Source organism: Streptomyces sp. NPDC093795 (assembly GCF_044764665.1).
Classification (GTDB): domain Bacteria; phylum Actinomycetota; class Actinomycetes; order Streptomycetales; family Streptomycetaceae; genus Streptomyces.
In genome coordinates, this window is record NZ_JBIWIO010000018.1 from 14164 (window position 1) to 27287 (window position 13124).

At 69.0% G+C, this 13124-nt stretch carries 12 protein-coding genes and 3 pseudogenes; 11 read left to right on the forward strand and 4 right to left on the reverse strand.

Annotated features, from left to right (window positions below; translation table 11 throughout):
* Positions 1–145: 145 nt before the first annotated feature.
* Both ACIRB7_RS33100 and ACIRB7_RS33105 read right to left on the reverse strand, forming a co-directional pair.
* The gene (locus tag ACIRB7_RS33100; protein WP_403606398.1) at positions 146–613 is read right to left on the reverse strand and encodes a hypothetical protein; all 468 of its coding nucleotides are present in this window, start codon (positions 611–613) and stop codon (positions 146–148) included.
* Between the two features lie 1143 nt (positions 614–1756).
* Entirely contained in the window at positions 1757–2506 is a 750-nt protein-coding gene (locus ACIRB7_RS33105) for an MBL fold metallo-hydrolase (RefSeq protein ID WP_403606401.1), read from the reverse strand.
* 137 nt (positions 2507–2643) lie between these two features.
* Between ACIRB7_RS33105 and ACIRB7_RS33110 the strand changes: the two genes are divergently transcribed.
* Positions 2644–2799, forward strand: a complete 156-nt coding sequence (locus ACIRB7_RS33110) for a hypothetical protein (RefSeq protein ID WP_403606404.1) — start codon at positions 2644–2646, stop codon at positions 2797–2799.
* Between the two features lie 250 nt (positions 2800–3049).
* Here ACIRB7_RS33110 and ACIRB7_RS33115 read toward each other — a convergent pair whose 3' ends face one another.
* Complete coding sequence (locus ACIRB7_RS33115; protein ID WP_403606407.1) at positions 3050–3208, reverse strand: hypothetical protein; 159 nt, start codon at positions 3206–3208, stop codon at positions 3050–3052.
* Between the two features lie 358 nt (positions 3209–3566).
* Here ACIRB7_RS33115 and ACIRB7_RS33120 point away from each other — a divergent pair.
* From ACIRB7_RS33120 to ACIRB7_RS33140, 5 genes and pseudogenes are all read left to right on the forward strand, one after another.
* Positions 3567–4321: pseudogene (locus ACIRB7_RS33120) on the forward strand (transposase family protein).
* 402 nt (positions 4322–4723) lie between these two features.
* Positions 4724–5526: pseudogene (locus tag ACIRB7_RS33125) on the forward strand (TnsA-like heteromeric transposase endonuclease subunit).
* Positions 5471–6106 carry a hypothetical protein gene (locus ACIRB7_RS33130; RefSeq protein WP_403606570.1) on the forward strand — a complete coding sequence of 212 codons (636 nt, stop codon included), beginning with the start codon at positions 5471–5473 and terminating at the stop codon, positions 6104–6106. Before ACIRB7_RS33125 ends, ACIRB7_RS33130 begins: the two are co-directional and overlap by 56 nt.
* 25 nt (positions 6107–6131) lie before the next feature.
* The gene (locus tag ACIRB7_RS33135) at positions 6132–7487 is read left to right on the forward strand and encodes a Mu transposase C-terminal domain-containing protein (protein ID WP_403606410.1); all 1356 of its coding nucleotides are present in this window, start codon (positions 6132–6134) and stop codon (positions 7485–7487) included.
* The gene (locus ACIRB7_RS33140) at positions 7481–8302 is read left to right on the forward strand and encodes a TniB family NTP-binding protein (RefSeq protein ID WP_403606413.1); all 822 of its coding nucleotides are present in this window, start codon (positions 7481–7483) and stop codon (positions 8300–8302) included. Before ACIRB7_RS33135 ends, ACIRB7_RS33140 begins: the two co-directional genes overlap by 7 nt.
* Here the strand turns inward: ACIRB7_RS33140 and ACIRB7_RS33145 are convergent.
* The gene (locus tag ACIRB7_RS33145) at positions 8188–9783 is read right to left on the reverse strand and encodes a serine/threonine-protein kinase (RefSeq protein ID WP_403606416.1); all 1596 of its coding nucleotides are present in this window, start codon (positions 9781–9783) and stop codon (positions 8188–8190) included. The genes ACIRB7_RS33140 and ACIRB7_RS33145 overlap by 115 nt on opposite strands.
* A 248-nt stretch (positions 9784–10031) precedes the next feature.
* Between ACIRB7_RS33145 and ACIRB7_RS33150 the strand changes: the two genes are divergently transcribed.
* The 5 genes and pseudogenes from ACIRB7_RS33150 (at position 10032) to ACIRB7_RS33170 (ending at position 13067) form a co-directional block, all read left to right on the forward strand.
* Positions 10032–10364, forward strand: a complete 333-nt coding sequence (locus ACIRB7_RS33150) for a hypothetical protein (protein ID WP_403606419.1) — start codon at positions 10032–10034, stop codon at positions 10362–10364.
* A gap of 90 nt (positions 10365–10454) precedes the next feature.
* Positions 10455–10820, forward strand: coding sequence for an endonuclease VII (locus ACIRB7_RS33155; RefSeq protein WP_403606422.1), 366 nt, complete (start codon positions 10455–10457; stop codon positions 10818–10820).
* A gap of 87 nt (positions 10821–10907) precedes the next feature.
* Positions 10908–11738: an endonuclease domain-containing protein gene (locus tag ACIRB7_RS33160; RefSeq protein WP_403606425.1), complete on the forward strand. Its 831-nt coding sequence runs from the start codon at positions 10908–10910 to the stop codon at positions 11736–11738.
* Positions 11739–11806: 68 nt separating this feature from the next.
* A pseudogene (locus tag ACIRB7_RS33165) lies at positions 11807–12169 on the forward strand (serine hydrolase domain-containing protein); the annotation flags it as partial.
* Positions 12170–12458: 289 nt separating this feature from the next.
* The gene (locus ACIRB7_RS33170) at positions 12459–13067 is read left to right on the forward strand and encodes an SGNH/GDSL hydrolase family protein (RefSeq protein WP_403606428.1); all 609 of its coding nucleotides are present in this window, start codon (positions 12459–12461) and stop codon (positions 13065–13067) included.
* The last annotated feature ends 57 nt before the right edge of the window (positions 13068–13124 follow it).

The following is a 13124-nucleotide window of genomic DNA, read 5'->3' on the forward strand; positions in this document are numbered from 1 at the left end:
TCGTCCCTTCATCTGTCCCCCGCTGTACAAGGTTCTGTTCCCTTTCCGGAAGGCCGAAGGCCGAGGCGGACACGGGCGGCTTCCGGTTCACCGAGTCGCGGTTCGGCGGTTCGCCGCGTCGCCGATCAGAGGTTCTGGAGCCCGGTCAAAGGTTGTACCGGTCGATCCTCAGGACCCAGTTCTGGAAGCCCGCCGTCGCGCCGGAAGAGGTCCTCACCTTCACGCGGGCGGTGACGTCCCGAGCCTGGAAGGCGGGCGGGAACTCGGCGACACGGATCATGGAGTGGGAGGACCACTCCGGATTGCCGCGGGCCGTCACGAAGCGGTGGTTGGCGCTGACCGGCGCGGCCGGGGCGTCGCCGAAGAACACGGTGGCGTTGACGACCGCGTTGTTGTCGGGGTGGGAGGCGAGGGCCTCGGCGCTGAACGTCGCCACGAAGATCGCCCCGTACGAAGCGGCGCCCTGCCCGATCCGCAGGTCGATGGTGGCGCCGGGCAGATCGGTCCAGTTGTCGACGGCGGCCTCCCAGCGGGTCTCGTCCCAGACGAGGAGGGTGTCGTCCGGTGCCCGGTTGGTGGCCAGGGAGGTGAGGGTGGAAGCGGGGGTGCTCATGAGGGTGGTTCCTCTGCGTCGACGTCAAGAAGCGGTGCCTCGTGCGGAGAACTCCCCATTGGGCAGGACCGTGATTCCTCACATAAGAACGCGAAGCGCTTGAACGAAACCATTCGGACAGAGAGTCGACGGGAGGGCTTTCCAGCGTCTCTCGCGAAAATGTCAAAAAACGCCGCAATCCGTCTTATTCATCACTCCAGCAATCAAAGAATCGATTCGTCTTCTGGTTTCAAGAACGTTGTGAAGTACGTCCGTCCAGTCCACCGACATGCGGATCTGACTCAATCTCCGCCACCCGAACGGTGAGGGCTTCACCTCCGCTCATGAGGAGAACCGTTACCTCTGATCGGGCGGGTAACCCTTGGAGGCAGACAACCAGGAGGAGCGGGCCAAGTCCGCAGCCGTCGCTTGGCACGGTGGAACGCCGGCTGCGCGTATGTGGCGTTCCACGGGGAGGACGGCCTTTCCGACACCGACAAGAAATTCGTCGAGCAGACGCGTGCCTGCCTCGCCGCGGCTGCTGAGGGCGGGATCGCCAAACCGTTGAGCACGGTCGGCACGTGAACAGGGATGTTCGGCTGCGGTGCCAAGCGGTACGGGGGCAGCACCTACCGGTGGGGCTACGACGGCACCTGCATCACCGCCTCGGACAGCCCAACCGTTCCCCAGGAGCAGACCTACTGGCCCGACGACGGCCGCCTGGTCGGCAAGGCCAAGGGCGGCCCCGGCCAGAAGTGGACGATCGCCCCCCTACAAGGCGCCGACCAAGGCCCCCGAGCAGGCCGGCATCGCCGGCATCCTGCGCCACGCATAGCCCCTGGCCGATTCGGCTCCCCGATCTCGGAGGCACTCCTGAGCCCGGATGCCGTAATGGCTTCTTGACTGCGCCGAAGACCGGTGGCCGTGCCAGGTGAGGCACGGCCACCGGCATGCACTTCGCCGGTCAGGCCGCGGCAGCCTCCCGTCCCCTGCGCGTCCGGCGGTGGAAGATCTCGTCGAAGGTGGCGCGGGCGCCCGTGGGGTCGATCACTGGTCGACCTGGCGTCGCCGTCGACAACACCAAGCCCGGATCAGCCATTACCGACAACGCGGCCACACACCACCCGAACCTGCCCAACCATCAGGAAAAACACCGTTGCAGTACTAGGCCAGGGCGCGTGTCCGTGCCTGTTCCGCAGCTTGTGCAACCGGGCCTCGGTGGGCGGGGCCGTGGCCGGGCAGCAGGAGGTCGGCGTCGAGGGACGTCAGGAAGCCGAGTGAGGCCACGGCGCGGGCCCGTTGGTGGTGGAACATGTCGGGCAGGAGCTGTGGGCCGGTGGCGCGGGATGTGGGGTGGCCGGTGACCAGGGCGTCTCCGGACACGACCGCTCCGACGTCCGGCAGGTGGTAGGCGCAGTGGCCCTCGGTGTGGCCGGGTGTGGGGACCGGCACTGGCCGGCCGGGCAGGTCGAGCGCACCGCTCACGGGGAAAGGGTGGGGCTCGGCCACCGGATGCTGGGCGGCGCCGCCTACGCGCAGGGTGTGCAGGGCCCACGGCAGGACGCCGGGCCGCCAGATGTTGCGCAGCACCGTGCCCGCAGACACCTGGTGGAGGAAGTCACGCCGGGCGTGGGGCACTTCGGCCTCGTGCATCAGGACGGGGGTGCCGTGGGCTGTGCACAGGTACTCGGCCGAGCCCAGGTGGTCGTTGTGGGCGTGGGTGAGCAGCACCGCCGCCACCCGTTCCGGAGCACTGCCCACTTTGGTCAGTGACTCCAGCAGGGAGGCGCGGTCGCCGGGGTATCCGGTGTCGATCAGGGTGGCGTCACCGCCGTCGGTCAGGATGATCCAGTTGGTGTTGCTGCCGTGCACCAGGTAGGTGCCGTCAGCGACTTGGCGGATGAGCGCACGCATGGGTCCTCGTTCCGGTCGGCTGCAGAGCTCGTCGATCCTCCTAGGACGTTGTGAAAGTCCCACTGGGAACTCGGCGAGTGGCCAGGAGACGCCCAGCGCTTACGGTGACGCTGCCTCGGCTCCGTCGTACCCCAGGCATGATCACACGAACATCCGTCCCAGCCCTGTCCCTCACCTCGGCGGTCGCGGGGGTGGGACTCGGCACAGCCGCTCCCGCCTCCGCCGGCGGCATCGGTGATCTCCTCTCCCCCGCCTTCGGCGTCAGCTGCGCCAACCTCAACAACGGGGCCTAAACCAACGGAACCACCACGCAAGGCACCGGCGCGACCAACGGCATTCTTGCCGGACTGCCCCTTGGCGGCGCCCTCAACCAGTGCGGCGGCGCCGACGCCCCGTAGTGCAAGGGTGGACCTACTCAAGGAAGGGATGGACGCTGACCTCGGATCGCCCATTCTTACCTGGGTAAGTTCCTAAATCCGCCCATGAGGGACCATAAGTAGAAGCAGGCACCCCGGTGCCCAACCGGCAGCGGCCCGGCGGCGCCTACGCCACCTCGTCCTCGACTGGCCGCCTGACGGCAGCCGGCTCCCACAGGAGTCGGGCGAGCCCGGTCCCGTCGCAGTGGGAGCACCGGTCGCCTCCCGGCGTACTGCGGGCGCCGATGGTGCCGGCGGCGTGGCGGAAGAGGGTCGTGGCGTTCATCGCCGCCGACAGCGTCGACCCGGTCTCCTAATAGGGCGCCGGCCCGCCACGCGGGCGAGTCTGGAGTGTCACACAGTGAAGTCGACTGGACACGCTTAGAGAGTGGTGGCGAATGTGGGCTGCTGGATCCCGAACACGATGGCGGAGTAGGAGGGCGCGCTGGGCAATGCTCTCTGGTTTGTGCCATTGGCCTTCTCGGGCTCGACGAGCACGCCCACGCCACCCGTCGACGAAGAGATGCAATGAGCCTTTTCCAACCTGGTCGTACCAGCCACGAGTTGGACGTTCCTGCGCAACGGCGAAGCTCCTGGTAGACGGTGTCACGACCAAGATCCACCGTGCTGCCCAGGAGCTTCGCGTGCTTGTCTATCCGTCGTCGATCGACCTGTCCAGTCGCACCCTGCGGTATCTGGCTGGACAACTCACCTTCCGGCGGCAGGAGATCGGAACGCGGTGGCGACGACTGACACCAGGGCGCCAGGCCCTGCTCGCCCTGGCCCACCTGCGGTGCGGCGACACCTATGCCCAGCTCGCCGCCGGATTCGGTATCGGGATCGCGACCGCCTTCCGCTACATACGCGAGGCCGTCGACGTACTGGCCGCCCTCGCCCCGTCCCTGGCCAAGGCGATGACGACGATCCGGATGAAGGCAGTCGTGATCCTGGACGGCACCCTGCTGCCGATCGACCGGATCGCCGCCGACACCCCGTACTACTCCGGGAAACACAAACGCCACGGCATGAACGTCCAGGTCCTCACCGACCCGTCCGGGCGGCTGCTCTGGGCGTCGCCGGCTCTGCCCGGATCAACGCACGACCTGACCGCCGCACGCCACCACGGGCTCATCGAAGCCCTCGCCGATGCGGACCTCAAATGCTGGGCGGACAAGGCGTACCAAGGAGCCGGTGGACCTGTCCGGGTGCCCTTTCGCGGCCGTCGCCTCAAGCGATGGAAGCTTCGCCACACAGCACCCACGCCAAGATCCGCTGCCTCGGCGAACGCGCCATGGCCACCTTCAAGGGCTGGCGCCTCCTCCGGAAGCTCCGCTGCAGCACAACCCAGATCACGGACGTGGTGAAGGCCGTCGTCGTCCTTCACCACGCCTCAACCTGAGGTTGGAAAAGGCTCAGTGCCGGTCTGATCGAGGCGGCCTGGAAGCGGACCGCAGTGGCAGCGGTGAACGGCGGAGTGCCCTTGGAGGACGTGGCCCGGTGGGTGGACATGCCTGCCGAGACGCTCAGGAGGATGCTGACCGCGGGTAAGCGGGAGGACGGCGGCTGAGCACGGGGACGAGCGTCGGCTGTTAGCTGATAGGGCACTCGTTTGTGGCAGAAATCCTGAAAACAGGAACGGCTGCCGACGGGAGCGACTTGGCTGACGCAGGTGAGCAGCACAGGAGCGGCCGGGACCGTGGGCCCGGCAGGGCGAGTGGCCGTGGAGCGTCAGAGCGGTTTCGAGGCGGTGTTCCTCGACCCGGTAGGTCAGCGGGTTCAGCAGCGATGGGCGGATGCCGCCATGACCGTGGCGTTCGAGGAGTTGCCGCCGGTGTCTGCGTTCCCGGTGATCCCGGGACGGCGCTGGGGGCCGGGTTTTTGGTGGTCTGCGACCACCGGGCGGCACGTAGCAGCGGGTTCGAACGCGATGCGCGTCCAGTTGATGGTCCTGGACCGCGACCCTGACGTGACCGGACTCGCGGGGCGGCCGGTAAGGGTGATGTGGCGTGAGGAGCGGGGACGGGTGCGTGCTTGGGCGCCGCAGCTGTCGCCCGGTACCGCGACGGCACGGGTCTGCTGGCCGACTGCCTCAGCCACCCGGAAGCCGACGGCGAACGCGCTGTCAAGGCTGCCGAAGCGGTAAGAGCAGCATGTGAGGAACTCGGCTGGGCCTACCGGCGCCTTGCGCCGCTCGACGACGTCCTGGCCGCCAATCTGAAATGGCTGGCCGGCTACCGCCACCCCCGCAACGCCGGCCGCCCCGGCCTGACGCCTACGGTTGCGGAGGCGTTCACGCGGCCACGGCCACTGATGGAAGGTGCCGAAGCGGCCGGCGACCCGATCGAGGTCCTCCCCGCCGTCTTCCATGCCCTGTGGCACGGGCGGGTGGCGGCCGACCTTGAGGTGCCTCTGCACGAACGCGTCCTGGTCGGCCCCCGGGCTGGAACGGCCCCGACACGACAGGTGGGGCCGGGTGAGCACGAGGCGCCGTGTCCGGCCGGCTGTGCAGGTCGGGGCGCATGTCCGCTTCCGCGGGGTGAAGTAGCAGGTGGTCGCCCTGTCCGGGCAGGTGATCCGTCTCGTCGGTCCGCACGGGGGTGGTGAGGCCGTGCTCACCGGGTACCTGTTCGCCGATCCCGGCTTCATCATCATCGGGGCCGATACGCCTCAGGCGGCCCCGCAGTGGGGACTGTTCGAAACCGCGCCCGCCGCGGCGCGCGAGAAGGCCCTGGCCTGGCAGCGGCACGTGAGAGAAGTCGAATGCGGGCTGCCCGGCGGACCCGGAAGCGGCGGCGCGGTGCGGGAGGAGTACGACCCCGGGCAGCACACGCTGGCCGAACGGGAACAGGCCAAGGCCGAGGAGCTGACCGCACTCGGCTTCGGTCGGGTGTCGCGTACAACGGTGCAGCGCATGCGCCTGGCCTACCGCAAGCAGGGCCTTTGGGGACTCCTCGACCACCGCACCACCCGCACTTCCAGCCCCACCGGGCGCTCCGACGAACGAGTCGTCGCAGCCGTCCGCGAGGCGCTGCGCCGCCGGCGCGGGCGTTCCAAAGGCACCATCAACGGCCTGTTCCCACTGATCAACCAGATTCTCCAAGACAGGCACGGCTCGGGCACGGTCCCGGTGCCCTCCCAGGCCACGCTGTACCGTCTCGTCACTTCTCTGGCCCGCCCCCGGTGAACTGCCCTCCGGGCCCGTCCGCCAGGTGCCCGCGAGCTTCGACGGGCGGGCTTTCACTCCCGCCACGGCGCTGCGGCCCGGTGAGCAGGTTCAGGTCGACACCACCCGCCTGGACGTCGTGGCCCTCTTCGACGACGGCCGTCTCGCACGGCCCGAACTGACTATCGCTGTCGACGTCGCCACCCGCGCCATCCTGGCCGCCGTGTTGTGCCCGAGCGCGACCAAGGCCGTGGATGCGGCCTTGCTGCTGGCTGAGATGGCTGTCCCGCACCCCGCCCGCCCCACTTGGCCAAACACCTTGCGCATGGAACATGGCCGCGCGCTCCCCCACCAGCGGCTGACGGCCCTGGACGAGCGCCTGGCCGGGGCTGCGGCCCGTCCAGTCGTGCTGCCCGAGACGATCGTCGTCGACCGGGGCAAAGTCTTCGTCTCCCGGGCGTTCACCGCCGCCTGCGAGACCCTCGGCATCAGCGTCCAGCCCGCCCCGCCCCACGCCCCAACCGCGAAAGGCATCGTCGAGCGGACCTTCGGCACCATCAACACCCTGTTCTGCCAGCACCTGCCCGGCTACACCGGATCCGACGTCACCCGCCGCGGCCCCGACATTGAGAAGGACGCCTGCTACAGCGTCGCCCAGCTGCAGGACCTGCTTGATGAGTGGCTGGTGCACTATCACCACCACCCGCATGAGGGCCTGCGTCACCCGATGATGCCGAAGAAGGCCCTCATGCCGAACGAAATGTGGGCCGCTCTCGTCACCGTCGCCGGATACGTGCCCGTCCCGCTGACCGGCCACGACTACCTCGAGCTGCTGCCCGTGCGCTGGCAAGCCATCACCGCCGCAGGTATCCGCATCCACCACCGCACCTACGACCACGATCTCCTCGCCCCCTACCGCGGCCAGCCCTCCCCCACCGCCGGACGAGGCGGCAAATGGGAGATCCACTACAACCCCCACGACGTACGCCAGATCTGGGTCCGCCTGCCCGACGGCGAGCTGACAGAGATTCCGTGGATCCACCGCGACCACGTCCACCAGCCGTTCAACGACCACACCTGGCAGCACATCCGCTCCGTCGCCCTCCACGGCAGCCACGGCAACGCCGGACAGTACGAAGCCGACCTCGCCGACGCCCTCGACCAGCTCATGCGCCGCGTCCACAGCGGCCACGCCACCAGAACGGAGCAGGCCCTCCTGGCCCGCACCGCTCACGTGCCGCTCCCAGTAGCCCGCGACACCGAAGCACCCGCCAGCAGCCCGGCGCAGCAGGACGACGACAGCATCGACGACCTCGATGACCTGCCTGACGACGACTTCAGCCCCGCCCCAGCCACCGGATTCGGGCTCTACGACGCACACGAGGAAGCCGACAAGTGGTGAACCCGATCCCGCAGAACGTAAGTGGCGCACCCGTCGAGACCGTCGGCAGCGGCGGAGCCGAGCTGTCCTGGCCGCTGACCACCTGGCGGGGCTGGCACCGCTTCGCCACCACCGACCCGCCCGCCCCTCCCCAGCGCGGCGACCCGCCCCGCAGCACAGAGGAACGCCTCGCCTACCACTCCAGCTTCGTCACCATCCGTACCCCCGCCATCCACAACCTGGCCACCCAGGTCCGCACCCTGATGATCCTCGGCCGCCATCAGCAGACCACCGCACGGCCCTCGCTGATCGTCACCGGACCCGCCGCAGCTGGGAAAACGACCGCGCTCCTGAACGTCGGGCGTACCTGCCACCTCGCCCACACCCGCAAAATCCCGCCCCCGACCGGATCAGCCCATGCCGCGGTACCCGTCGTGTATGTTCTGGTCCCGCCCGGAGCGACCGCAAAGACCCTCATCACCGAGTTCGCCCGCTACCTCGGCATCCCCATAACCGCCCGCATGACCCAGACCCAGATCACCGACGCCGTCTGCCACACCTACACCCAAGCCGGTGTCCAACTGTTAGTCGTGTGCAGCGCCCTGAACTGGGTCGACTGCCGCCTTGGATGTCAACACCAGAGCTGGACTGGCTCGGGTGAGGGCAGCGTGCACCTGCCGGTGGCTGAGGCGTCAACTCGGCCATGCTCTGATGCGTCCCCTTACGTGAGAGGTATCCAGAGCCCCAGCGTCACGGCCACACAGACGCTGGTGAGGAGCAATGAGGTTCCAAGGGCAGAATCGAAGGACTTCGCTCTGTTCCCTGCCACGCGGTAGCCGATCTGCAGCAGGAAACTGCCCGCCGCGCAGCCCGAACCGATAAGGGTCACCGCGATCGGAAGAGACCCCCCGTCGTTGACGACGAACCGGCCATCTCCGGCGAGGGTGTCGCGGTGGGTGAGGATGCCCAGGATCAGGGTCGCGAGGCTGATGCCGAACCCGATGAGCCCCACCGCGAGCCCCGCTCCCCGGGGCATCTTCGGCTTGGTGTGTGACGGTTCCGTACTCAGGAGCACGTGTCTGCCCTGCGTCCGGGCGAACAGTTGCACGGTGGAGCCGCAGCCGACCCGGGCCGTAATCGGCTCGCTGTGACCGGGCAGCGTGGCTTGGGCCCGCTCGCAGCGCACATTGTGCACTCCGGCCTCGACCTTGACGGTGTTGCTGTCGCCGCTCTGGACATTGACGCACCAGACGCCATCGACGATGACCTTGAGCGGTACCCGGCTCCGATTGGTGACCGTCAGCTCTCCCCGCTCCTCCCTTCGCGAGGACGCCGGTGTGATGGGCCCGCCGCCGCGCAGTGCGTTCCGGGCCGCCTTGACGGCCTTGCGCCGCAGCCCGCTCGGTTTGGTGACCGTCAGCTCTCCCCGTTCCTCCGTTCGCGGGGACGGCGCCTCGGACGCGGCGTGCGCCACCTTTTCCGTGATCGTCGCCGTGGACCTACCGCCGCGCAGTATGTCCAGGGCCGTCGTGACGGTTGGGCGGTCGCCGGGTTCCTTGGCCATCAGGCGGGTGATCAGAGGGGTGAGGGCGCCGGCCCGCTCCGGGGGCGGGGCCTGGGCCAGTGCCACCGCCGCCAGGGTCGCGGTTGGGGTCTCCCGCCGAAACGGTGAGACGCCTTCCACTGCCTGGTACAGCGTCGCTCCCAGCGAGAACAGATCACCGGCCGCCTCGTCGACGCCGTTCAGCCGCTCTGGTGCCATGTACTCGGCGGAACCGATGACCCCACCGGTGGAGGTAAGTGCGGTGTCCGTCTGATGCACGGAGATGCCGAAGTCGGTCAGCAATACCTGTCCGTCGCGGGCGAGCATCACATTGGCCGGCTTCACATCCCGATGCACGATCCCCCTCGCGTGGGCCGCACCCAGCGCCTTGAGCAAAGCGCCGGCCACCTCGGCCACGCGCGGTGCGGGCAATGGGCCCTCCGCGCGCAGGCGTTCCTCCAGGGAACACCCGTCGACCAGCCGCATCACCGTCCACGGCACGCCGTTCTCGACCACCACATCGTGGACGGCAACGATGTGCGGATGGTCCCGCAACTTCGCCGCGTTACGTGCCTCACGCGTAGCACGGGCCACCCGCTCGCGATGTTCCTCGTCCGAGCCGGCCGGCGGCAGCCAGATCTCCTTGACCGCCACGTCCACGCCCAATGCTTCGTCGTACGCGGCCCACACACGCCCGAACCCACCAGACGCCAGCCCCTCGACAAGCCGATAACGCCCACCGACGACTCGCCCTACCCTCGCTTCCCCTGTCAACCCGCCGCCCCTAACTCCTAGTTCAGCGCGATCGTGCTCAGAGTACGGACACGATACCGAGCAGCAATTGGCCGGCGCGAGACACCCAGGAGCTCCGCCAGGGCCTGCTTCGACCCCTTCGCCCGCGTGAGAAGGAATTTCACCTGAGCCTTCGCGGATTTCGGCGCGGGCCGGGTGAACACCTTCCGTTCCGTCCGTACGAGGGTCTCCAGGGCCTTGCCGCGGGGCGGGGCCGGCTGCTGCTGCTCGTGATCGCTCATACCGTCCAGTCGGCCATGGGCCGCCTGTGGACAGAGGTCGGCGCCCGCCAGGTCGTGCCGATCGTCGACGTCCAGGCGCTCGTCCGTACGGTGGGAGGCGTGACGACGTCCTCCGCCCCCGAGCCGCTGCAGGTGCCCATCCGGGTGCTGCTGCCCGGGGACCAGGAGGTCGTGGCCCGCCTGTGGTCCCGGCGCCAGACGCCCGACGGCTGGCGGTGCGAGGTCGGGCTCCCGGCGTACTGCAACGGGCCTGAGGACTCGGTGGAGCCTGAACTGGATCCCGTCCTCAAGGGCTTCGACCCGCAGCTTCGAGGACGGTGAGTAGGCCCCCGTTCGCGCGCCCGTGCGGCCATTCGCTCACGTCGCGAGTGCATGGCAGGCGTTGTCAGACCCCGCTGCCACCATCCGGGCATGGCCCAGATCAGCCCCCGGCTCGCCCGCACCTACTTCGCGGAGATCTCCGCCGGCTCCGCCCTCCCGCTCGACCCGGACGACCTCGTGCACATGGTGCGGCGGCGCCAGCACGGCCACGTCGTCATCGGCGACATCGCGATCCGCTGCTACAAGAACAAGTCGAAGTGGACGTACGACGAGCGAGACATTCGATGCGCCGCCCAGGCATTCGCTGACTTCCGCCTGGACCTCAACAACGTCGTGGAGGTCGGTCTCCCGCCCTACCACGACCACGCGGAGCAGGACGCGGAGGAGCGCGGCCGGCCCGACTGGCGGGAGAAGATCGCCTCCTGGATGTACTGGTACGCCCGCCAGAAGCACTAGGAGCAGCGGCACTACGAAGACTGGAACGACAGCTGGCAACGTATCGGCGACCAGGGGCTGCCCGGCGACCTGACCTGGGAAGAGTTCATGGCGGCCCACAGCGGACGCCGACAGAGCATCGCCAACACCCGGCCGCTGGAGCTGATGACGCGCTCTGGCGGCAGCCTGCTCCTCCCGAGGGCCTACACCGAACTCCTCGACCGCTGGGAGCAGGTGACGGAGGACCTGGTCACGCGGGCCCGAATCTGCAACCGCTGCCGCGCCCAGGGCCCGCGCTGGGGCGCCTGGCGCACACCGACTCCCCTCGGCTACGTCACCTTGTGTCCGCCGTGCTCCGGAGCCACCTTCCAGCGCTACACCGGCCGCCTGCGCGGCGTGCTGTACGAGTCGGCCCGCACGCGCAGCACCCGCGCCGACGGCTACCTGTGCCGCCTGTGCTCGGAGGCCCGAGCGGCGGTCTGGGATCACTGCCACGACCACGGCCATGTTCGCGGCCCGCTGTGCGGCAGCTGCAACACCTACGAGGGAAAGAGCACCGCGCACTCCTTCCTCCAGGACAAGGAGGGCGCCGCCCTGCACCTGCTGGAGTGCCGCGGCTGCCTGGAGCGTCACACCCTGCCCGCCCGGTACCCCGCCGCCCTCGCCCGGATGCACGTGGAGGCGACGGAGCGCCACATCATCTGTACCCGCCGATGCAGGCACGTGCCGTGGATCGAGCACGTGGAGCTCGCCCATGGCGCGTACCGCTTCTCGCTGTCCTGCTGGTGGCACAAGGCGACGTGGACGAAGGACGTCACGGTCGCTGAGACTGCGGCACTCGTGAGGGAGTTCGTCGACCAGGCGCTGGCCGCCGAGCAGGCCGGCGCCGTCGTACCGGCCCCTCGCCGCCCGGCGCCGGAGACGACGCTCCAGGCGTGACGTCGTTCCCGATACGCGAGCGAGCCCCGGACCACATCGGTCCGGGGCTCGCGGGCTGTTCGGGGGCGGTGCTACAGGTCGAACTCGAGGTGCTCGATGTCGGTGAACCGGACCTCCTCCAGGGAGCAGAGGGCGGGTTCGTCGGCATCACAGTGCAGGTGCGCGACGGCGCCCGCACAGTACACGCCCGAGCGGGCGAGGCCGAGCTGCACGCCGGCCGCCCTGTGCCGCGCGGGGCGGAGTTCAGGATCGGCAGCGTCACCAAGACGTTCGTGGCCACCGTGGTGCTGCAACTCGTCGCCGAGGGCCGCCTGTCCCTGGACGACACCGTCGAGCGCTGGCTGCCGGGTGTGGTGAGCGGCAACGGCAACGACGGCAGCCTCATCACCATCAGGAACCTACTGCAGCACACCAGCGGCATCCACAACTACGGCAGCTCATCCGGGTGGACGAAGAGGTTCACCGAAGAAACGTGCCCTCAGCCAAGCCGGAAGGTACTCGCGATCGGGTGCGCACCGCCCCGGCAGTCCTGCGGTACGGAGGGAGACCGCAGGGCCAGCGGTTCTCTCCGGCAGTACGGAGGATCACATCTCGTCCGGGTTTCTATGTCCGGTGCCCCCTTGGGCCGCTTGCGCGGACGATCTTGCGCGGGCACCATGGCCCGACGACGGAACGCCGTGGCCGTCGGGGAGTCGCGGTGACCGGATGGAGGAGCACAGGATGATCAGGCTGGCGGACGGCCCCATGACCTGGGTGGCGACAGGCGACAGCATCACCCAGGGCGTCCTGCATACTCACGGCGCCCGCGGCTGGGTCGAGCACCTGCACGAGCGGGTCCGCTGGCAGCTGGACCGACTCACCGATGTTGTGGTCAACACCGGTGTCTCCGGCTGGGGTGCGGTCGACGTGCAGGCGGCCTACGACCGGCTCGTCGGCCGTTTCGAGCCCGATGTGCTGTCCGTGTCCCTTGGCACCAACGACTGCCTCGCCGGGGAGGACGGCCTGCCCGTATTCCATGAGGCGATGCGTCGGATCGTCGCCGGGGTGAGCCCGCGGACGCAGGTCGTGCTTCACACGCCCGCGCTAGTCGGTTTCTCGGGTCGGGAGCGGCGCGCGGCACTTCCCGCGTACTGCCAGGCCGTACGGGAAATCGCCGAGGACACCGGCGCGCTGCTCGTGGATCACGAGGCGCACTGGCGGGAGCACCACGGCACGGCCGACCCCATCGCGTGGCTCGACGACGCAGCCCACCCCAACGCGGTCGGCCACCTGCGGATGGCCGAACACACCCTGCATACGCTCGGCCTGGGCGGACTGGAATCCCTCTAGCTAGCAGGTCATCCGGGTGCGGCGCGTGCGGATGGGAGCAACTCCCTCGTACGGATG

Excerpts from the sequence above, each read along its gene's own strand:
- ACIRB7_RS33100 (WP_403606398.1), bottom strand. The coding sequence starts at position 613 with ATGAGCACCCCCGCTTCCACCCTCACCTCCCTGGCCACCAACCGGGCA.
- ACIRB7_RS33105 (WP_403606401.1), bottom strand. The coding sequence starts at position 2,506 with ATGCGTGCGCTCATCCGCCAAGTCGCTGACGGCACCTACCTGGTGCAC.
- ACIRB7_RS33110 (WP_403606404.1), top strand. The coding sequence starts at position 2,644 with ATGATCACACGAACATCCGTCCCAGCCCTGTCCCTCACCTCGGCGGTC.
- ACIRB7_RS33115 (WP_403606407.1), bottom strand. The coding sequence starts at position 3,208 with ATGAACGCCACGACCCTCTTCCGCCACGCCGCCGGCACCATCGGCGCC.
- ACIRB7_RS33155 (WP_403606422.1), top strand. The coding sequence starts at position 10,455 with ATGGCCCAGATCAGCCCCCGGCTCGCCCGCACCTACTTCGCGGAGATC.
- ACIRB7_RS33160 (WP_403606425.1), top strand. The coding sequence starts at position 10,908 with ATGGCGGCCCACAGCGGACGCCGACAGAGCATCGCCAACACCCGGCCG.
- ACIRB7_RS33170 (WP_403606428.1), top strand. The coding sequence starts at position 12,459 with ATGATCAGGCTGGCGGACGGCCCCATGACCTGGGTGGCGACAGGCGAC.